Below are 730 nucleotides of genomic sequence, written 5' to 3' on the forward strand. Positions count from 1 at the left end.
CCACGGATTATAATCCGCAACCGAGTTTAGATTTCCACTAAATGTTTTCGTTCGAGGCCCAGGATTACTTATGAGCTCCCAGACCGTGTGGTTACCAACCGCGCTCTACACCGCACTCATTCGATGGCAGATGGATGGCTTCACTGCGACAGGATTTGTAAATGCCATTTTTGGTGACAAAGCAGAATCGCAGATACGTAAGCAGCGTTACACCTTCATTTATCGGCATCTGATCAAGCTCGTAAATCAGGGACTTCTAAAAAGGAAGAACGTTGATGATGGGAGGCGCTTTTCTCATTTCATCAGGACTCCCAAGTTCGATGAAGTGCATTTCAAGGAGGAATTTATTGGGCCGGAGGCTCTGGTGTCAGAGCAGGATAAGGAGAAAGACAGGGAGATCGAGAGGGTAAAGAATGAACTTGAATACATTAAGAGTAAGTTGGGTACGAGAGAACAACACTACCGTCAAACGTTGCAGATGAACGACCTCAAGCTTGCAGAATACAACGAACTGCGCTCTCACTTTCCCTTGTTAGCACCAATAATCGACAAAGCTGTCAGCGATGCTGTTGAGGAGAGCCGTGAAATACAGGGCAAGCTAGCTGCTGTTGAGCGAATCTTGACTGTGATTTGGATGATCACCACACCTAAGGAAGGTGCGAACAAGTCCCTGATATGAGATCATGTTTGTCATCTGGAGCCATGAAAAAGGGTTCATCATGAGTCATCA

1 protein-coding gene is annotated in these 730 nt (G+C 46.2%); it reads left to right on the plus strand.

Annotated elements, in window-relative coordinates; all coding sequences use genetic code 11:
• Positions 1-70 precede the first annotated feature (70 nt).
• Positions 71-679, plus strand: a complete 609-nt coding sequence (locus BN1127_RS13995) for a hypothetical protein (RefSeq protein WP_042649880.1) — start codon at positions 71-73, stop codon at positions 677-679.
• Positions 680-730 lie beyond the last annotated feature (51 nt).

It is taken from the genome of Aeromonas media (assembly GCF_000819985.1).
Taxonomy (GTDB): Bacteria; Pseudomonadota; Gammaproteobacteria; order Enterobacterales; family Aeromonadaceae; genus Aeromonas; species Aeromonas media.